Genomic DNA, 18,218 nt, shown 5'->3' with positions numbered 1-18,218 from the left:
TCAGTTTTCAACAAAGTGAAGCACAGTAATCGTATCAGAAAAACAAAGCTATTTCAATAGTTTACGAAACTTATCCACATAGCTTGTAGTTATGCACTTTGGAGTTGTCCACAAGCACTGTGTATGTGAAAAAGCTGTAGATAAATGTTGTGGATAAAAAAATATGCAAAAAACACTATACACAACTCTGTGCAAAAAAAACAAGTATTCTGTGGATAAATATTTTTAAGAAAAAGTTAGTAATATTGTTTTTTACGGAGGATTGGAATGGTCATTAGGGAAGATAAAGTAGATTCATTTAGATACATAGAATGACTAGCTAAAAGAAATTTGTGAAATACATTGACAAAATAACTAGTTACTTTATATAATATTCGAGTCTGTATGTTGAAAAATTCAACTCATATATCAGGAGGTGTCTATATAAATGAAACGTACTTACCAACCAAAGAAACGTAAACACAGTAAAGTTCACGGTTTCCGCGCACGTATGAGCACGAAAAACGGTCGCAAAGTTCTTGCTGCTCGTCGTCGTAAAGGAAGAAAAGTTTTATCAGCATAAAATAAGTCCACTGAGCCACATCAGTGGTCTTTTTTTTCTTTATTTTTGGTAAACCTAGAAATGAGGATCAAAAGATATTATCTATTAGCAGGTGAAAGAAATGAAAAAACGCCAAAGAGTGAAGAAGAATGATGATTTTCAAAAGGTGTTTAAAAAAGGTAAATCTTTCGCTAATCGTCAGTTTGTTGTTTACTTTTTAGCAAAAGAGGAACAAACAGAATTTCGTGTAGGTTTATCGGTTAGTAAAAAGCTTGGGAATGCGGTAAAACGCAACCAAATAAAACGCTATATTCGACATAGTATTCTTGATTTAAAGGATGATCTAAAGACGAATATGGATTATGTTATTATCGCCAGACAACCGGCGGCCACTATGGATTTTCATGAAGTGAAACAAAGTTTGCAACATGTACTAAAAATCGCAAAGGTATTAAAGAAAGTGTAATGTATGCAACCGAGTGGTAAAATGCGCCTGTATTATTAGCTTTAAGAATGAGAGTGAAATTGCATACCATAACCTAGGGAAGTATACGTATAGGGGTATTTTCAACGTTAGATTTCACTTAAGAATATGTTAAATTCGCCACAAAACTCAGGAATAAGTGTATATTGTGAGAATATTTAGTAGAGTGAAACGTTATAGGCATGATAAAATAGCTGATAACTTTATCTTTGTTTAAGTTTAGATAAAGCTGCTGTCAGATGTCACAGATTTTAGGGCAGGAAACTGTCAGTCAGTGAATAAAGAAGATGCATATAGATTTAGAAAAAGTGAATAGTAATTGTAGGGGGAAGAAGGTTGAAAAAACAACATTGGGTAATTTTGTCACTAGTATCAGTAGCTCTACTACTATCTGGTTGTACAGAATTCAATGAACCAATTTCCAAAGACAGCACTGGCTTCTGGAATGAATTCATTGTTTGGCCGTTGGTATCAGCGATAAAATACTTTGCTGATCTACTTGGCACGTACGCATGGGGGATCATTGCCGTAACGATTATTATTCGTTTAGCAATTTTGCCACTAATGATTAAACAAACAAAGAGTTCTAAAAAGATGCAAGAAATTCAGCCAAAATTGAAGGAACTGCAAAAGAAGTATGCTTCTAAGGATGCTCAGACACAACAACAATATCAGCAAGAAATGATGAAGCTGATGAGTGAATCAGGTGTAAACCCACTTGCAGGGTGTTTACCAGTAATCATTCAAATGCCAATTTTAATTGGTTTCTATCATGCAATTAGCCGTATGAATGCTACATCTACATTTGATTTAGGGAATTTCTTTATCTTCCCTCTAGCGGATCCTGCACCTGCATTAGCAATTACAGCAGGTTTAATGCAATTTATCGTATTACGTACAGGACCAGCAATGGATAATCCTCAAATGAAAATCATGATGTATATTATGCCATTCATGATCATTGCTTTTGGTATGGCCTTACCAGCTGCATTATCACTATATTGGGTAATCGGGAACATTATTTCGATTTTCCAAAACCTGTATATTTATAAGCCTTGGAATAAAGATAAAACACAACCTGCTCAAAATGGAGGGGCTAAAAAGTGAAACAACTTACGCAAATAGGCGCAACAACACAAGAAGCGATCTCATTGGCGTTACAGAAACTTGGCAAAACCCGTGAACAAGTAGATGTTGAAGTTTTACAAGAAGGTAAAAAAGGATTTTTAGGTTTTGGTGCACGTTCTGCAGAAGTTCGTGTAACTGTAAAGGAAGTTCAGATTTCGGTAATTGAAAGTGAAGAAGCCGAATCGCAAATAACGACTCAATTAGACAAACAATTAGCAGTAGATGATGTTGAAACAATCCGTTCACAAGTTTCTGATCAACCAAATGAAATCGAAGCTGTTCAAAAAGTTGTAAACGAACAAAATGAGGAAGAAGATTCAGCAAACCCAATTGAGGAGGCAAAAGCCTATTTAGTAACGATTGCTGAGCAATTGGATATTCATGATCTTGAAATAACTACGACACGTGAAGGGAAATATATTTATTTTCAGCTGAAAAGTGAGAAAGCAGCTCTACTTATCGGAAAACGTGGTCAAACATTAAATTCCTTACAGCAATTAACGCAGCTAGTGCTCAATAAAAGCGCTAAGCAGTTCTTAATGGTGAAATTAGATGTGGAAAACTATCGCGAACGTCGACAAGTAGCTTTAGAGTTACTTGCTGATCGAATGGCGGATAAAGCATTACGTTCAAATCAACGTGTGGCATTTGAACCAATGCCGTCATACGAAAGAAAAATAATTCATAATCAATTAGCAAATCGTCTTGATCTTGAGACATATTCAGAAGGCTCAGAACCAAATCGTTATTTAGTCATTGAGCCTGTCAAAAATAATTAGATTATTTTCAAAAACATACAGACACTATAGTTTTAAAGGTCATTTTATCCCTCGCGATAAAGTGACCTTTTTTTATGAGGCAAAGATTGTAGTATTGTCGAAATTTAGTCCTATAAAAAATGGCTGTTATCCACATTTGGAAATGATCCTTACTTTAGATTTTGTTGAAAATATGTTAGTCTAAGGTGTTAGTAAGTATTGGTCGGTTTCGATTATCCACATGTGGATAACGTTAAGGAGGTCATTAAATGGAGTTTGATACAATTGCTGCGATATCCACACCTATGGGTGAAGGTGCCATAGCCATCGTTCGTTTAAGTGGGGACGAAGCAGTGGCGATTGCAGATAAAATATTTAAATCACCAGGTGGAAAAAGTTTAACGACAAAGGATTCGCACACTATTCATTATGGTCATTTAGTGGATCCTAAAACAAAAGAGGTAGTAGAGGAAGTAATGCTATCATTAATGCGTGGTCCAAAAACTTTCACACGCGAGGACGTAATTGAAATAAATTGTCACGGTGGATTAGTTTCAGTTAATCGTGTTTTACAACTAGCATTAACGAATGGAGCAAGATTAGCAGAGCCAGGTGAATTTACTAAACGTGCGTTTTTAAATGGGCGTATTGATTTATCTCAGGCTGAAGCAGTAATGGATTTGATAAGAGCCAAAACAGACCGAGCAATGAATGTTGCCTTGGGTCAGATGGATGGAAAATTATCAAGACTTATTGGTGATTTGCGCCAAGCTTTACTAGAGACATTAGCGCAAGTAGAGGTTAATATAGATTATCCAGAGTATGATGATGTAGAAGAGATGACTGTACCTGTTTTAGTAGAAAAATGTACATGGGTACGAGATGAGATTATTAAACTTCTTCAAACATCTTCTCAAGGGAAAATATTACGCGAGGGTTTATCGACTGTTATTTTAGGGCGTCCAAATGTAGGGAAATCTTCTCTTTTAAATAGCTTGGTACAGGAAAATAAGGCCATAGTGACAGATATTGCTGGTACTACTCGTGATATTATAGAAGAGTACGTTAATGTACGCGGTGTTCCGCTTCGTTTAGTGGATACAGCGGGTATTCGTGAGACAGAAGACATTGTTGAACGAATTGGCGTAGAACGTTCGAGAGAAGCGCTTCGTGGAGCAGACTTAATATTATTCGTATTAAACTATGCAGATGAGTTAACTGCTGAGGACGAGCGTTTATTCGAAACTATTGAGGCGATGGACTACATCGTTATTATCAATAAAACAGATCTACCGCAAAAAATTAATTTAGCGCGTGTCAAAGAGCTAGCAGGTAAACATCGCATTGTAACGACTTCTCTCTTACAGGAGGAGGGTGTTACAGAGTTAGAAGAAGCGATAGCTGCATTGTTCTTTGAAGGGCAACTTGAAGCGGGCGATTTAACATATGTTTCAAATGCAAGACATATTGCATTATTGCATCAAGCACAGGCGACAGTTGAGGATGCAATAGCAGCTGCTCAAGCTGGAGTTCCAGTTGATATGGTACAAATTGATGTCACAAGAACGTGGGAATTACTTGGTGAGATTATAGGTGACACAGTGCAAGAAAGCCTAATCAACCAGCTATTTTCTCAGTTTTGTTTAGGAAAATAACTTTAAGAAAGAAAGGAAGATACGAGCATGCCAACAAAATATGAGGCAGGCACGTTTGATGTGATCGTTATTGGCGCAGGTCATGCAGGTTCAGAAGCTGCACATGCTGCGGCTAAAATGGGTGCTAACACACTGATGTTAACGATCAACTTAGATATGATTGCATTTATGCCATGTAATCCATCCATTGGTGGTCCTGCCAAAGGAATCGTCGTACGTGAAATAGACGCTTTAGGTGGCGTCATGGGGAAAGTTATAGATAAAACGCATATTCAAATGCGAATGTTAAATACAGGAAAAGGCCCAGCTGTACGTGCATTACGTGCGCAAGCTGACAAAGTTTTGTATCAACAAGAGATGAAACGCATATTAGAAGAAACCGAAAACTTAACAATCCATCAAGGAATGGTAGAAGAACTTATCATTGAGGATGGAGAAGTAACAGGGGTTATTACACAAATTGGTGCAATTTATCGTGCCAAAACAGTAGTTGTCACAACAGGTACCTTCCTACGCGGTGAAATTATTATAGGGGATATAAAATATTCAAGTGGTCCTAATAACCAACAACCGTCAATTCGCTTAGCTGATAATTTAAAAGAGCTTGGTTTTGACCTTGTTCGATTTAAAACAGGTACACCACCACGTGTTAATAATCGTACAATTGATTATGATAAAACTGAAATTCAGCCAGGAGATGAAGTTCCACGTGCATTTAGTTTTGAAACAACGGAATTCATTATGGACCAACTACCTTGCTGGTTAACGTATACAAGCCCTGAAACACATGAAATAATTGAGGCGAATTTACATCTTTCACCGATGTATTCTGGGATGATTAAAGGGACAGGTCCACGCTACTGCCCTTCAATTGAAGATAAAGTAGTACGCTTCAACGATAAGCCGAGACATCAAATCTTCTTAGAGCCAGAAGGACGTAATACACGTGAGGTTTATGTTCAAGGTTTATCAACAAGCCTACCAGAGCATGTTCAAACACGTTTACTAAAATCAATCCCAGGCTTAGAGAACGCAGAAATGATGCGTGCTGGCTATGCCATTGAATATGATTCAATTGTACCCACACAATTGTGGCCAACACTAGAAACAAAGCGCATTAAAGGTTTATATACAGCTGGCCAAATTAATGGTACATCCGGTTATGAGGAAGCGGCGGCCCAAGGATTAATGGCAGGAATGAATGCTGCAGCTAATGTACTTGGCAAAGAGGAATTAATCCTTAGTCGTTCGGATGCCTATATAGGGGTACTCATCGATGACCTTGTGACAAAAGGAACAAACGAGCCTTATCGTTTACTAACATCTCGTGCAGAGTATCGCTTATTGTTACGTCATGATAACGCTGATTTACGATTATTAGAGTTAGCCTATAAAACCGGCATGGTTCAACAAGAACGATATGACAAGTTCAATGAGAAAAAAGCATTGATTGATAATGAAATTGCACGTCTTCGTGAAATAATTATTAAACCGAATGAAGCTACACAAGCTGTTATTCGTTCTGCTGGTGGTAGTGAATTAAAAGATGGAATTCGTGGCGCTGATTTACTAAAACGCCCAGAAATGCATTATGAGATGATTTCCTCATTAATTCCGGCAGATATCGAATTTACAGAAGAAGTAAAAGAGCAAATTGAAATTCAGCTTAAATATGAAGGCTATATCGAAAAAGCATTGCTACAAGTAGAGAAGCTGCATAAAATGGAAAATAAAAAAATTCCTGAAAACATTGATTATGATGCAATTTCTGGTTTAGCGACAGAAGCGCGTCAAAAATTAAAACAAGTTACACCGCTTTCCATTGCACAAGCCTCTCGTATTTCTGGTGTGAACCCAGCAGATATTTCTATTCTGCTTGTTTACATTGAACAAGGTAAAATCGCGAAAATAAGCGGTTAATAAGAACAGTAAAGTGAATAAGGGGCGGGCATACCATTGTGCCCGCTTCCTATTTTTAAAGCAATACTATTGTTAAGATGTACTAGTATGGCTAGATTAATAAAGGAGACTTTACATGAACGAACAACAATTTATTGAGGCACTTAAAAAAAAAGGCATCGAGCTTTCCGAAAAGCAAATTGCTCAATTTAAAAAATACTTTGAATTACTAGTCGAGTGGAATGAAAAGATGAACCTGACTGCTATTACAGATTTAGAAGGTGTTTATTTAAAACATTTCTTTGACTCAATCAGTGCCTCATTTTATTTTGATTTTTCAAAAGTAATAACTGTTTGTGATGTAGGAGCAGGTGCTGGTTTCCCTAGTATCCCAATAAAAATCTGTTTCCCACATTTACATGTCACAATTGTCGACTCCTTAAATAAAAGAATTACATTTTTAAACCATTTAAGTGATGAGTTGCAATTAGAAAATATGAATTTTGTGCATGCCCGCGCAGAAGAGTTTGGTCAAAATTTAAAATATCGTGAACAATATGATGTGGTGACAGCACGTGCAGTAGCTCGTTTATCTGTTTTATCTGAGCTATGTGTGCCATTAGCAAAACAAGATGGCTATTTTGTTGCCTTAAAAGCAGCTGCAGGTGCAGAAGAATTAAAAGATGCTAAAAAAGCATTAACAACATTAGGTGTTAAACTGAAAGAAGAATATTCTTTCAAGCTACCTGTGGAAGAAAGTGACCGCACATTATATATATTTGATAAAATAAAAGGAACACCGAAAAAATACCCGCGTAAGCCAGGTGTACCAAATAAAACACCAATTCAATAATTAGTGTTTCATGTGAAACTTTCTCAAAGTAGAATATATTTTTTCTATTTTGAGCATACATACTAGTTATGGATGGTTCACGCAAAAGTCATCTATGAACTATATACATTTGAGGAAATATAATAAATAATAATAGAATGAGACAGAGCAAGATAGTTACTTAAAGGTGGTGCCACTTGGATGAAAAGTCCTTTTTCACGTTTTTTTGGAGGCGGAAGTAAAACAGAGCCTATTGTGAAAAATGAAGTAGAACAAGCAGAGGCGGTTCAAACAGCAGAAGAAGTCATAAAATTGCCTATTGATGAAATTGTACCTAACCGTTTTCAGCCACGTACTATTTTTGATGATGAAAAAATTGAAGAATTATCAAGAACCATTCATACGCATGGTGTGATTCAGCCAATTGTTGTACGTAAAACATCAGAAAATCAATATGAAATCATTGCCGGTGAGCGTCGTTATCGAGCTATGAAAAAGCTACAATGGACAGAGGTTCCTGCTATTGTACGTAATTTAACCGATAAGGAGACAGCTTCTATTGCGTTAATAGAGAACTTACAGCGTGAGGAATTAACTGCAATTGAAGAAGCGGTAGCCTATCAAAAATTGTTGGAGCTACATGAGCTCACACAAGAAGCTCTTGCCCAAAGACTTGGAAAAGGACAATCCACTGTAGCCAATAAATTACGTTTATTAAGGCTTCCAGATGAAGTGCAACAAGCCATATTACAGCGCAGGATCTCTGAACGACATGCACGTGCATTAATTGCTATTAAAGATCAACCATTACAACTAGAAATTTTACAACAAACAGTTGATAGTGATTGGAATGTTCGCCAGTTAGAGGAACAGATTCAGGCCATCTTGCACCCGGTAACAGACGAGCAAGAGGAGTCGGTACCAAAGAAAGCAAGGCCGAAACGCAAAGCCATTAGTAAAGATGTCCGTATAGCCTTAAATACTATTAAGCAATCATTAACGATGGTAACGAAAAGTGGTATTACGGTAAATACGGAAGAAGAAGATACAGAAGAATATTATCAAATTACGGTGAAGATACCTAAAAAGAAAAAGGTGTAATAAATTATCTCGGAATAATTTATTAGTAACTTTTCCCTCACTGTAAAAAGGAGATATCTCAGAAAGTTGAATGAGGTGTCTCCTTTTTTGTATATATTCTTAATATTTTATACAACTTCTAACTGTTTTTTTGATAGAATGAAAGTTAGATAGCGGGTTAAATACATTGATTTTACAAATGATTTGTCAAAGTAAACGTTGATAAATGAAAGCAGGTGCTTTTAAATGGGTAGAATTATAGCAATCGCCAATCAAAAGGGTGGCGTAGGAAAAACAACAACTTCAGTCAATTTGAGCGCTTGCCTAGCCTATTTAGGTAAGAAAGTGTTACTTATTGATACTGATCCGCAAGGGAATACAACAAGTGGCCTTGGTATTAATAAAGGAGACATACAAAGTTGTATTTATGATGTGCTCATTGATGATGAAGATGTTGAAAATGTCATTCAAAAAACAAATGTAGATAATTTATCAATTGTGCCAGCCACAATTTCGCTTGCAGGCGCTGAAATTGAATTGGTGTCGACTATTTCAAGGGAAGTGCGTTTGAAACATGCATTACAAAATATAAAAGAAGATTTCGATTATATAATTATTGACTGTCCACCATCTTTAGGACTTTTAACAATTAATGCTTTAACAGCTTCAGATGCATTGATTATTCCAGTACAATGCGAATATTATGCATTGGAAGGTCTAAGCCAATTGTTATCTACTGTTCGTCTTGTACAAAAGCATTTGAACCAACAGTTATATATTGATGGTGTTTTACTAACAATGCTAGATGCACGAACAAACCTTGGCTTACAAGTTATAGATGAAGTGAAAAAATATTTCCAAGATAAAGTATATAAAACGATAATTCCTCGTAATGTGCGTTTAAGTGAAGCACCTAGTCATGGGCAACCAATCATCACTTATGACGCAAGATCTAGAGGTGCAGAAGTTTATTTGGAGATGGCGAGGGAAGTGATTAAAAATGGCTAAAGGTTTAGGAAAGGGCATTGGTGCACTATTTCCAGGAGAGTCATTAGAACAAAGTGGGCAAGTGGAAGAAATTCAATTAGATTTAATTGTTGCAAACCCATTTCAGCCTCGTAAAATTTTTGATGAAGAAGCTTTACAAGAATTAGCAGATTCGATTAATGAGCATGGCATTTTGCAACCTATTGCTGTACGGAAAAAGGGGCGTAAATTTGAAATCGTTGCAGGGGAACGTCGTTATCGAGCGTGTTTACTAGCAGGTTTAGATGTTATTCCTGTAATCATTAAAGAATTATCAGACGCACAAATGATGGAACTAGCTATTCTAGAGAACCTTCAGCGTGAGGATCTAACAGTCATTGAAGAAGCAGAAGCCTACCAAAGCTTAATGGAAAACTTACATTTAACACAGGAAGAGCTATCAAAGCGTTTAGGAAAAAGTAGACCACATATAGCTAACCATGTTCGCCTCCTTGCTTTACCTGAAGATGTACGAAAATTTATGAATGATGGCACACTATCTATGGGACAAGGTAGGGCATTACTCGGCTTAAAAAATAAAAGACGAATCTCTGAAGTTGCCATGAAGGTAATGAAGCAAGGTTTAAATGTCCGCCAAGTTGAAATGTTAGTACAATCCTTAAATGAGGAAGTTTCACGTGAAACAATTCCGCCCAAGAAAAAAGATATATTTGTGGCGGCGAAAGAATCTCAATTAAGAGATTATTTTGGAACAAATGTTCAAATTAGAAAGAATAATAATAAAGGGAAAATTGAAATAGAATTTTACTCTGAAGATGATTTAGAGCGCATTTTAGAAATCCTCAATGTACAAGAAGAATAAATGATATTTATATAATTTAATCAGAGCGCCAAGCAAACAGGCGCTCTCTATTTTTTAGAGAGAAGGAAGGCAAAAGGGTGGTAATACTAGGGGCATTGATTAATGCTGTGCTAATTATAGCAGGTGCATTAGTGGGGCGAATTTTCAAAAATATTCCTGAATCTATGAAGTCTACTGTCCTATCCATAATTGGTTTAGCAGTCGCATTATTAGGGATAAAAATGGGATTTGAAAGTGATAATTTTATTATCTTAATCGTAAGTTTAGTGGTGGGTACTGTAGTAGGTGAGTGGTTAGATTTAGATAAGCAAATGAATCGCCTAGGCAAATGGGTAGAGTCATTATTTCGTACAAAACGAAATGATCAAAATCAAATTAGCATTGCAGAAGGGTTTGTCACTGCTTCATTAATCTTTGTTGTTGGCTCCATGGCTGTTATTGGTGCACTTGATAGCGGTCTTCGTAATGATCATAATGTATTGATTACAAAAGGATTAATAGATGGTTTTACATCCATAATTCTAGCATCCACATTAGGTATAGGTGTATTGCTTTCGGCGATACCTGTTTTTATTTATCAAGGATTAATTGCAGTTTTTGCAGGGGTCATTAGTTCTTTTATACCTGATGCTGCGCTACAAATGTATATTACCGAAATGACAGCCGTTGGCGGCGTTATGATTATGGCAATAGGGTTAAATATAGCTGGTTTAACTAAGATCAAGGCTGCTAACTTGCTGCCAGGTATCGTCATTGTTGGTATTATGGTTGCTTTCTTCTACATTTTTCAATGAATAACGGTGGGCAGCCAGTAATAATGCTCTTGAAAGCTTTTCAGCCATAGCATAAGAAATATGAAGCCTTGTATTTTGTAAAACAAGCATTTCCATAAAACCTCCAATATTGACGATTCCTTTAATGGAAATGTCACCGATTGGGGGTAATTCTTTTTTTACAGCCTTCCCAGGAAAAATAGGACCGCTTTGAACGGAAATATGACCGACATTTTGCTCACTACCAAGACAGGCATCAATCGCAATAATGAATGGTTTTGTAGTATGATTGTGTAGCTGTTGAATAGTAGAATCTAGATTTAGAGCATGTAGCGGATCTTCTAAAGAACCGACAATTTCATAGGGGAAGCTAACTGACTTATTTAAAAAGCTACCCGTTAACGGTCCAAGCGTATCACCTGTACATCGGTCGCTGCCAATGCAGCAAAAAATTAGTCGTTCATGATGAAACGGTATATATTCTAAAAATAATGTACTTAATTGCCAAACAGCATTTTTACTTTCGTGATGAAGGGAATAAGGTAGTAACAAATTTGGTATAGTATTCATAAAAAAACTCACTTTCTTTTTATTTTTAGAAGTGCTCAATTTTTATGCAGTATACGCAAATTTTTAGCAAGTTATTCAAGAGGTGGAAACGATGGAATGGAATAAGAAATTAATGGAGAGATACTGGGAAAAGCTCACATCTGACAAACTTTGGGAAGGTGTCATAGATTCTTCTATTGAGATTATGCTAATTTTACTAGCATCCTGGATAGCTGTAAGAATGGGTAAAAAATTAATTAAAAAATTATTTTTAATCCGTATGCGTTCCCCATTAAATCATTCAGAGCGACGTCAACGTACGATTTCGAGATTATTACAAAGTGTAATTTCCTATGTTGTTTATTTCTCTGCAATCATTGGCATTCTATCTTCTTTAAATATAAAGGTAGCCGGTCTTTTAGCAGGGGCAGGGATTGTTGGTTTAGCCGTCGGTTTTGGTGCCCAAAGTTTGGTGAAGGATGTTATCACGGGCTTCTTTATTATTTTTGAAGATCAGTTTGGTGTAGGTGATTATATAAAAATTAATGGAGCAGAAGGTACAGTTGTAGAAATTGGTTTACGTACTACGAAAATTAATGGGGGGACTGGAGAGCAATTTATCATTCCTAATGGTGCAATTGGTGAGGTCGTCAATTACTCTGTTAACAACTCCAAAATTTTTATAGATTTACAAATGACCGCGGATGCTGACTTTGAAAAAGCGGAAACGGTTATTAATCAGTATTTAGAATCTTTACCAGAAAAACATAAAGAATTAATAGCGGCACCAGTGTTTTTAGGTGTACAAAATGTCAAAGGTACAGAGGTAACGATCCGCATTGCAGCAGAAACATTACCGCAGCAACAATATGGAGTGGCTCGTAGTATTCGCCGAGATGTGACAAAGCTTTTTGAGGAGCATCGTATACCAATGGCTCATCCAAAAATGATGTTCTATGACAAAGGTGAGGGGAGAAGTGAGTAAGGTGGAAGAAAAGAAATATGGTTTAAATGATATTGTTGAAATGAAAAAGCAACATCCTTGTGGTACGAATAAATGGAAGATTATTCGTATGGGTGCTGATGTTCGAATTAAATGTGAAGGTTGCCAACATAGCGTAATGATTCCACGTCGAGAATTTGAGAAAAAAATGAAAAAGGTTTTACTTTCTGCTAGTGAGGCCTAAACTTCAGGCATATTAGACTTTTTGTAAGTGAATCAATATAATAGAAAAGGTTATATGAGAGAAAATTTGAACTGATTATAGAAAGGTTGTGTCCATTCATGGCATTAACAGCTGGAATCGTTGGTTTACCTAACGTTGGAAAATCAACATTATTTAACGCAATTACAAAAGCGGGCGCATTGGCTGCAAACTATCCATTCGCAACGATTGATCCGAATGTCGGTATCGTTGAAGTACCAGACGCACGTTTAGATAAATTAACAGAATTAGTTGTACCTAAAAAAACAGTACCAACAGCATTTGAATTTACAGATATAGCTGGGATTGTAAAAGGTGCTTCCAAAGGTGAAGGTCTAGGGAATAAATTTTTAGCGCATATCCGTGAAGTAGATGCCATTTGCCAAGTTGTACGTTGTTTTGTAGACGAAAATATTACACACGTATCGGGTGCGGTGGATCCAATTGATGATATCGAGGTTATTAACCTAGAGCTAGCACTAGCCGATTTAGAATCAGTAGATAAACGTATCCAACGTGTTAGCAAAATGGCCAAACAAAAAGACAAAGAGGCCATGATTGAAGAGCCAGTACTTTTAAAAATTAAAGAGCAGTTAGAGAACGGTAAACCAGCGCGTGCTGCCGAGCTTTCAGATGATGAACTAAAGGTAATTAAAGGTCTTCATTTGCTAACAATTAAACCAATGCTGTATGTTGCCAACGTTTCAGAAGATGAAGTGGCGGATGCTGACAATAATGAATATGTCAAAAAGGTACGTGAATATGCGTCAGCTGAAGGTGCTCAAGTCATTACAATTTGTGCAAAAATCGAGGAAGAAATCTCAGAGCTAGACGATGAGGAAAAGGCTATGTTCTTAGAAGAATTAGGAATTAAAGAGTCTGGTTTAGATCAGCTCATCCGTACTTCTTATGACTTATTAGGCTTAGCTACGTATTTCACTGCTGGTGTACAAGAAGTTCGTGCATGGACGTTCCGTAAAGGGATGAAGGCACCGCAATGTGCAGGGATCATCCATACAGACTTTGAACGAGGCTTCATTCGTGCTGAAACAGTTGCTTATGATGATCTATTAGAGGCAGGTTCTCAAGCAGCGGCTAAGGAAGCTGGTAAGGTACGTCTTGAAGGTAAAGAGTATGAAGTTCAAGATGGCGATATAATGTTATTCCGCTTTAATGTATAAGACGAACAGAGGGCAATCTTAGTGATTGCCTTTTTTCAATTATTATTTTATCTGAATTTTTAGTGTATGGGAGTGACATCAAATGAACGTAATGGACATAAAAGAACGTGGTCTAGAGTTTGAGCAGCTAGAAAGATTACCCCAGGATGTCTTAGAGTTTATGTATGAACAGAAATTGTTCAAATTGTTCACTGCAAATGAACTAGGAGGTAAGAATCTAGATTTAGTAGAGGGAATAAAAGTGTTTCAACAACTAGCTGCCCTCGACGGTAATGTTGGTTGGCTTGTGACAATCGGGACTGGAGGTAATGCATTTATTCCAGCATTTAGCCAAGAAATGTGCGAAAAAATCTTTACCCCTAAAAATGCAGTTATCGCAGGTAGTGGTTATCCAACGGGTGTAGCTGTAAAAGTAGAAGATGGTTATGTAGTAACAGGGCAATGGAAATATTGTAGTGGTTCGGACTATGTTACAACCTTTACAATGAATTGTTTGATAGAGCAAGATGGCGTGAAAACAGAAAAAGTCATTAGTTGTTCCTTAGACCGTCAAGATGTTGAAGTTTTAAATGATTGGCGCGCAATGGGCTTGAAGGCAACGGCAAGTCATACTATTCGCGTGAACAACGTATGGGTACCTCAAGAGGCTACTTTCCAAATAGGTACGATTAGAAATAGCTATGGGAATGCTGTACACACCTTTCCATTTACCACCTTTGCAGAGGCTTCCTTTTTAAGCGTTTGTCTAGGGATAACTGAGAATTTTTTAGAAGAAGCATTTATTTTAATAAAGCAACGCAATCATGATGCCCATAAAGCTGAGCGTATGGGAGCATTACAATTTTTACTCATGCAGCAACAGAAGCATTTTAAACAATTTGAAAAGCAGTTCTATACAACCTTGTCGGAATATTGGCAAAAGCATCAGGGAGATAAATCTTTGACAGAGGAAGAACTAACACAATTTACACAAATGAGTAAAGAGATTGCTGCTGCTTGTATAGAGATTGCCAATAAATTAATACGTAATCTTGGCATGGATGCTATTACCGAGACTGCCTCAATAAATCGCATTTGGAGGAATTTGTATACAGCTGCACAGCATGGCTTTTTAACTCCTTAAGAGTTGTGACTAGACTCTGTCATTTTGACGAACGACAGAGTCTAATTTTCGTATGTATCTTGCCTTGGTGAATGGTCATTTTCTATATAAACATAAAGCTTCGGTAATTTAGGATCATCTTGCACTAAGGCGTTATTAGGATATTTTCGTAACTCCTTATACATGGCAAAGTCACCTACTGCACCTGCTATTAATAAGGCTCCTACCAGTATTAAAATGGTATTATTAAAATAAAACCCTGCAATAGTAGGAAGAACGCCAGTCGTCCAAAATGGCAGCAATAATGCCCGTTTCATGGCGTGATTATATAGAGGCTTTGTAGTAGTTGCATAGGCAACACCTAGCTCTAAGTTTATGCCATATTGTAAAGACTTCAAAGGTACTTTGCCAAAGAGCATAAAGCCAAGCAAATGAAAAGCTTCATGCAAAATAATAAAAACTACATACAGAATAACAAACAGTACTGTACCACCAATGAAAGCCCAAAAAGAAAAGTGAAAATCTTTAAAGCAAATATATTGAATGGCTATAAATAATATGACAAGACCAATTGTGATCACAATATTGTCGATCATTAATTTTTTTATATTTAATTCAATAACAATAGGTTCTTTATTCTGTAGCACGAAAGTTCTCCTTTCACGAATTAAACAGGTTACGTTCATTATATAAAATGAATTGTAAGTTTGCGACTTGAAAGAAAAGTACCTATATGTTACAATTCATTGATGTGAGTAATAATTTATTACTTGCTCCTTGCTCCCTTAATATAGGAGAGCCTAGTCCATAAGGAGGTGTAAACAGATGAGAAAATACGAATTAATGTACATCGTACGTCCGAACATTGAAGACGAAGCGAAGAAAGCTCTAGTTGAACGTTTCAACGAAGCTTTAACTTCTAACGGTGCAGAAGTCATCGAATCAAAAGAGTGGGGCAAACGCCGCTTAGCTTATGAAATTCAAGACTTCCGCGAAGGTTACTACCAAATCGTAAAAGTAAACGCTACTTCAGATGCAATCAACGAGTATACACGTCTAGCTAACATCAGCGAAGACATCATTCGTCACATTGCAGTTCGCCAAGAAGCTTAATATTGAATTATTTTTAACAAAACGCTGAAAAGGAGGTTGCATTCTGATGATAAACCGTGTCGTATTAGTTGGAAGACTAACAAAAGATCCTGAGCTACGTTATACACCAAATGGAATTGCGTCTACAAGATTTACAGTTGCTGTGAATCGTGCATTCTCAAATCAACAAGGTGAACGTGAAGCTGATTTCATTAACTGTGTTGCATGGCGAAAACAGGCTGAAAACCTAGCGAACTTCATGCGAAAAGGAAGTTTAATTGGGGTAGAAGGTCGTATCCAAACAGGCAGTTATGAAGGACAAGACGGTAAGCGAGTATATACAACAGACGTTGTGGCGGATAGCGTACAGTTTTTAGAACCACGTAATGGTAGCGGAGCTTCTGCTCCTCAATACGGTGGTGGACAAACTTACGGTAATAACCAACCGTCATATGGCGGTGGTCAACCACAACAACAGTTTGGTGGCGCTATGCCAGGACAGGGTTCCTATGGCGGCGGCGATGCTTATCAGCAAAATCAACCACCTATGAATCAGCCAAACTATACACGTGTAGATGAGGATCCATTTGCTAATAGCAAAGGACCGATAGAAGTATCTGAGGATGATCTTCCATTCTAATGCTTCTACAATAAAAAAAGATAAGGAGGAGACACACTATGGCACCACGTCGCGGAGGCCGCAAACGCCGTAAAGTTTGCTACTTCACTTCAAACAATATTACGCACATCGACTACAAAGATGTAGATTTATTAAAAAAATTCATCTCTGAGCGCGGTAAAATTTTACCACGTCGCGTAACTGGCACAAGTGCAAAGTACCAACGTAAATTAACTTCAGCTATTAAAGTATCTCGTATCATGGGATTACTTCCATTCGTAGCAGAAGACAAATAAGATTGATGACGTTAAGGAATTGACCTTACATCAATTTTGAATACCAGCATATTACGATATTCGTATCGGGTATGCTGGTTTTTTTTATCGAAAATTGAAGTAGACGTTTTTTAGATAAAATTCATAATAAAGCATATAGTGATCTAAGCGATTTTTGTTCAATACTATGAAAAAATGGTACAATAAAGGGTAGTAAGTTTGACTGAAAAAAAGGAAGGTTTTCAATGCCGAATAATCAAACAAAAGCGCTTGTCCAAGGCTCGATGATGGTTGCACTTTTTACAATATTAATGCTGATTTCCGCATATGTACCATTCGTTTTTATAGTAGCTTTAATATTCGCTCCACTACCGATTGCTTGGTATAGCGCAAATTACAAACGTTCTTCATCAATACTCGTAGCAATAGTAGGCTGTATGTTAACCACTATAACGAGTGGACTATCGATGCTACCATTTGCCTTTGTAATGGGGTTGCTGGGCGTCGTAATGGGTAACGCCATTTATCAGAAGAAGAGTAAGCTTTATTTATTTATGTCAACGGGGATTGCTAATCTAATCTCGATGGCACTTGTTTATGTTGCCTATGTAAAACTTGCAGGAATTGACTTTATTAGCATGAGTCTAGAGATGGCTCGCAAAAATTATGAGCAATCAAATGAATTTGCGAAAAACGTTACAGGGCAAGTGGCGATAAAGCCGGAACAGCTAGAGGCTATGTTTAACACGATCGAGCTGACAATGCCTGCAACAATAACAATATCAGCATTTTTTGCTGCATTTATTATCATAGCGCTAAATTTGCCAGCTTTAAAACGACTTGGCGTGGATGTTCCAAAGTTTGCACCATTCCAAAATATGCGCTTACCACGATCTATTTTATGGTACTACATGATCGTTTTATGCATTAATTTATTTATGCGTCCAGAGGCTGGTTCTACACTAGATATAATTGTATTGAATGTTTCTTATATTTTATGGGTGCTACTCATTCTACAAGGGATATCATTTATCCATTATTTCATTTCTAGAAAAGGGATGCCAAATGGGGTTAAATGGGTTGCTACCGTGTTAGCTATTCCATTATCATCCTTCATGATCTTACTAGGTATCGTTGATTTAGGTTTTGACGTACGTTCACTTGTAAAGGGGAAGACTAAAGAATAAGGGGCTGAT

Annotated in this window: 21 protein-coding genes; 19 read left to right on the top strand and 2 right to left on the bottom strand. The window is 36.9% G+C overall.

What is annotated here, in order from left to right:
* The first annotated feature begins 427 nt into the window (after positions 1 to 427).
* From rpmH to KVT27_RS17045, 11 genes are all read left to right on the top strand, one after another.
* The gene (gene rpmH / locus KVT27_RS17095) at positions 428 to 562 is read left to right on the top strand and encodes a 50S ribosomal protein L34 (protein ID WP_004233310.1); all 135 of its coding nucleotides are present in this window, start codon (positions 428 to 430) and stop codon (positions 560 to 562) included.
* A gap of 100 nt (positions 563 to 662) precedes the next feature.
* Positions 663 to 1,007 carry a ribonuclease P protein component gene (gene rnpA, locus KVT27_RS17090; protein ID WP_036121925.1) on the top strand — a complete coding sequence of 115 codons (345 nt, stop codon included), beginning with the start codon at positions 663 to 665 and terminating at the stop codon, positions 1,005 to 1,007.
* 354 nt (positions 1,008 to 1,361) lie between these two features.
* The gene (gene yidC, locus KVT27_RS17085; protein ID WP_036121922.1) at positions 1,362 to 2,132 is read left to right on the top strand and encodes a membrane protein insertase YidC; all 771 of its coding nucleotides are present in this window, start codon (positions 1,362 to 1,364) and stop codon (positions 2,130 to 2,132) included.
* The gene (gene jag / locus KVT27_RS17080; protein ID WP_036147826.1) at positions 2,129 to 2,932 is read left to right on the top strand and encodes an RNA-binding cell elongation regulator Jag/EloR; all 804 of its coding nucleotides are present in this window, start codon (positions 2,129 to 2,131) and stop codon (positions 2,930 to 2,932) included. Before yidC ends, jag begins: the two co-directional genes overlap by 4 nt.
* A gap of 248 nt (positions 2,933 to 3,180) precedes the next feature.
* Complete coding sequence (mnmE, locus tag KVT27_RS17075; protein WP_036147828.1) at positions 3,181 to 4,566, top strand: tRNA uridine-5-carboxymethylaminomethyl(34) synthesis GTPase MnmE; 1,386 nt, start codon at positions 3,181 to 3,183, stop codon at positions 4,564 to 4,566.
* 27 nt (positions 4,567 to 4,593) lie between these two features.
* Positions 4,594 to 6,486 (top strand): tRNA uridine-5-carboxymethylaminomethyl(34) synthesis enzyme MnmG, encoded by a 1,893-nt coding sequence (gene mnmG / locus KVT27_RS17070; RefSeq protein ID WP_036121916.1) that lies wholly within the window; start codon positions 4,594 to 4,596, stop codon positions 6,484 to 6,486.
* 115 nt (positions 6,487 to 6,601) lie between these two features.
* Positions 6,602 to 7,318 (top strand): 16S rRNA (guanine(527)-N(7))-methyltransferase RsmG, encoded by a 717-nt coding sequence (gene rsmG / locus KVT27_RS17065; RefSeq protein ID WP_008177975.1) that lies wholly within the window; start codon positions 6,602 to 6,604, stop codon positions 7,316 to 7,318.
* 180 nt (positions 7,319 to 7,498) lie between these two features.
* Positions 7,499 to 8,398, top strand: a complete 900-nt coding sequence (gene noc / locus KVT27_RS17060; RefSeq protein WP_150906434.1) for a nucleoid occlusion protein — start codon at positions 7,499 to 7,501, stop codon at positions 8,396 to 8,398.
* A gap of 225 nt (positions 8,399 to 8,623) precedes the next feature.
* Positions 8,624 to 9,385, top strand: a complete 762-nt coding sequence (locus KVT27_RS17055) for a ParA family protein (RefSeq protein ID WP_069483102.1) — start codon at positions 8,624 to 8,626, stop codon at positions 9,383 to 9,385.
* Complete coding sequence (locus tag KVT27_RS17050; protein WP_036121909.1) at positions 9,378 to 10,226, top strand: ParB/RepB/Spo0J family partition protein; 849 nt, start codon at positions 9,378 to 9,380, stop codon at positions 10,224 to 10,226. The genes KVT27_RS17055 and KVT27_RS17050 overlap by 8 nt, the downstream gene beginning before the upstream one ends.
* Before the next feature lie 77 nt (positions 10,227 to 10,303).
* Positions 10,304 to 11,020, top strand: a complete 717-nt coding sequence (locus KVT27_RS17045; protein WP_008177967.1) for a DUF554 domain-containing protein — start codon at positions 10,304 to 10,306, stop codon at positions 11,018 to 11,020.
* Here the strand turns inward: KVT27_RS17045 and yyaC are convergent.
* Positions 10,937 to 11,569: a spore protease YyaC gene (gene yyaC, locus KVT27_RS17040; protein ID WP_036121907.1), complete on the bottom strand. Its 633-nt coding sequence runs from the start codon at positions 11,567 to 11,569 to the stop codon at positions 10,937 to 10,939. The genes KVT27_RS17045 and yyaC overlap by 84 nt on opposite strands.
* A 91-nt stretch (positions 11,570 to 11,660) precedes the next feature.
* Between yyaC and KVT27_RS17035 the strand changes: the two genes are divergently transcribed.
* The 4 genes from KVT27_RS17035 (at position 11,661) to KVT27_RS17020 (ending at position 15,057) form a co-directional block, all read left to right on the top strand.
* On the top strand, positions 11,661 to 12,533 hold the full coding sequence (locus KVT27_RS17035; RefSeq protein WP_036121904.1) for a mechanosensitive ion channel family protein: 873 nt from the start codon (positions 11,661 to 11,663) through the stop codon (positions 12,531 to 12,533).
* Position 12,534: 1 nt separating this feature from the next.
* Entirely contained in the window at positions 12,535 to 12,735 is a 201-nt protein-coding gene (locus KVT27_RS17030; protein ID WP_008177961.1) for a DUF951 domain-containing protein, read from the top strand.
* Positions 12,736 to 12,833: 98 nt separating this feature from the next.
* On the top strand, positions 12,834 to 13,934 hold the full coding sequence (gene ychF, locus KVT27_RS17025) for a redox-regulated ATPase YchF (RefSeq protein ID WP_008177960.1): 1,101 nt from the start codon (positions 12,834 to 12,836) through the stop codon (positions 13,932 to 13,934).
* Between the two features lie 82 nt (positions 13,935 to 14,016).
* Positions 14,017 to 15,057 carry an acyl-CoA dehydrogenase family protein gene (locus KVT27_RS17020; RefSeq protein ID WP_217581658.1) on the top strand — a complete coding sequence of 347 codons (1,041 nt, stop codon included), beginning with the start codon at positions 14,017 to 14,019 and terminating at the stop codon, positions 15,055 to 15,057.
* Between the two features lie 41 nt (positions 15,058 to 15,098).
* Here KVT27_RS17020 and KVT27_RS17015 read toward each other — a convergent pair whose 3' ends face one another.
* Positions 15,099 to 15,683 (bottom strand): DUF3267 domain-containing protein, encoded by a 585-nt coding sequence (locus KVT27_RS17015; protein WP_036147833.1) that lies wholly within the window; start codon positions 15,681 to 15,683, stop codon positions 15,099 to 15,101.
* A 178-nt stretch (positions 15,684 to 15,861) separates the two neighbouring features.
* Here KVT27_RS17015 and rpsF point away from each other — a divergent pair, with 178 nt between their 5' ends.
* The 4 genes from rpsF to KVT27_RS16995 all read left to right on the top strand — a co-directional run bounded on the left by rpsF (position 15,862) and on the right by KVT27_RS16995 (position 18,209).
* Positions 15,862 to 16,149, top strand: coding sequence for a 30S ribosomal protein S6 (gene rpsF, locus KVT27_RS17010; RefSeq protein WP_008177955.1), 288 nt, complete (start codon positions 15,862 to 15,864; stop codon positions 16,147 to 16,149).
* Positions 16,150 to 16,195: 46 nt separating this feature from the next.
* On the top strand, positions 16,196 to 16,768 hold the full coding sequence (gene ssb / locus KVT27_RS17005) for a single-stranded DNA-binding protein (protein ID WP_217581657.1): 573 nt from the start codon (positions 16,196 to 16,198) through the stop codon (positions 16,766 to 16,768).
* Between the two features lie 38 nt (positions 16,769 to 16,806).
* Entirely contained in the window at positions 16,807 to 17,043 is a 237-nt protein-coding gene (gene rpsR / locus KVT27_RS17000; RefSeq protein WP_004233359.1) for a 30S ribosomal protein S18, read from the top strand.
* A gap of 224 nt (positions 17,044 to 17,267) precedes the next feature.
* Entirely contained in the window at positions 17,268 to 18,209 is a 942-nt protein-coding gene (locus tag KVT27_RS16995) for a YybS family protein (protein WP_036121884.1), read from the top strand.
* The last annotated feature ends 9 nt before the right edge of the window (positions 18,210 to 18,218 follow it).

This window comes from Lysinibacillus sp. GbtcB16 (genome assembly GCF_019091145.1).
GTDB lineage: Bacteria > Bacillota > Bacilli > Bacillales_A > Planococcaceae > Lysinibacillus > Lysinibacillus fusiformis.
The sequence above is the reverse complement of the archived record's forward strand: the minus strand, read 5'-3'. Positions and strand labels throughout refer to the sequence as shown.

Bases quoted from the DNA above. Each gene is read 5' to 3' on its own strand.
- rpmH (WP_004233310.1), top strand. From the start codon at position 428: ATGAAACGTACTTACCAACCAAAGAAACGTAAACACAGTAAAGTTCAC.
- rnpA (WP_036121925.1), top strand. From the start codon at position 663: ATGAAAAAACGCCAAAGAGTGAAGAAGAATGATGATTTTCAAAAGGTG.
- mnmE (WP_036147828.1), top strand. From the start codon at position 3,181: ATGGAGTTTGATACAATTGCTGCGATATCCACACCTATGGGTGAAGGT.
- mnmG (WP_036121916.1), top strand. From the start codon at position 4,594: ATGCCAACAAAATATGAGGCAGGCACGTTTGATGTGATCGTTATTGGC.
- rsmG (WP_008177975.1), top strand. From the start codon at position 6,602: ATGAACGAACAACAATTTATTGAGGCACTTAAAAAAAAAGGCATCGAG.
- noc (WP_150906434.1), top strand. From the start codon at position 7,499: ATGAAAAGTCCTTTTTCACGTTTTTTTGGAGGCGGAAGTAAAACAGAG.
- KVT27_RS17055 (WP_069483102.1), top strand. From the start codon at position 8,624: ATGGGTAGAATTATAGCAATCGCCAATCAAAAGGGTGGCGTAGGAAAA.
- KVT27_RS17050 (WP_036121909.1), top strand. From the start codon at position 9,378: ATGGCTAAAGGTTTAGGAAAGGGCATTGGTGCACTATTTCCAGGAGAG.
- yyaC (WP_036121907.1), bottom strand. From the start codon at position 11,569: ATGAATACTATACCAAATTTGTTACTACCTTATTCCCTTCATCACGAA.
- KVT27_RS17035 (WP_036121904.1), top strand. From the start codon at position 11,661: ATGGAATGGAATAAGAAATTAATGGAGAGATACTGGGAAAAGCTCACA.
- ychF (WP_008177960.1), top strand. From the start codon at position 12,834: ATGGCATTAACAGCTGGAATCGTTGGTTTACCTAACGTTGGAAAATCA.
- KVT27_RS17020 (WP_217581658.1), top strand. From the start codon at position 14,017: ATGAACGTAATGGACATAAAAGAACGTGGTCTAGAGTTTGAGCAGCTA.
- rpsF (WP_008177955.1), top strand. From the start codon at position 15,862: ATGAGAAAATACGAATTAATGTACATCGTACGTCCGAACATTGAAGAC.
- ssb (WP_217581657.1), top strand. From the start codon at position 16,196: ATGATAAACCGTGTCGTATTAGTTGGAAGACTAACAAAAGATCCTGAG.
- rpsR (WP_004233359.1), top strand. From the start codon at position 16,807: ATGGCACCACGTCGCGGAGGCCGCAAACGCCGTAAAGTTTGCTACTTC.
- KVT27_RS16995 (WP_036121884.1), top strand. From the start codon at position 17,268: ATGCCGAATAATCAAACAAAAGCGCTTGTCCAAGGCTCGATGATGGTT.